The following is a 263-nucleotide window of genomic DNA, read 5'->3' as shown; positions in this document are numbered from 1 at the left end:
CGTCGTCAGGGCCTGCTCATAGGGCATGCCAGAAGGTTTGACCGCCAGCGCACCAAAAAGACCGATGCTGGCGTTGGCGTAAAGACGCGTTGTGCCAGGCTTCCACTGCGGCTGCCAGTTTTGATAAAAGCGCAGCAGGGAGGCGTTATCCGTGACCTCATCCGGTACCTGTAGCGGCAGGCCGCCAGCGGTGTAGGTGGCGAGATCCAGCATACGAATACCCTGCCACTGCTTGCCCGTCAGCTGTGGCCAGTATCTGGTCA

1 protein-coding gene is annotated in these 263 nt (G+C 60.1%); it reads right to left on the bottom strand.

Translation table 11 applies throughout. The annotated features are described in order from the left end of the window. The coding region (locus RTW80_RS29625; protein WP_312721702.1) for a serine hydrolase at positions 1-263 on the bottom strand (263 nt) is incomplete at both ends.

This window comes from Escherichia sp. AM3 (assembly GCF_032029835.1).
GTDB lineage: Bacteria > Pseudomonadota > Gammaproteobacteria > Enterobacterales > Enterobacteriaceae > Escherichia > Escherichia coli.
This window is presented reverse-complemented; position numbering and strand designations above follow the sequence as displayed.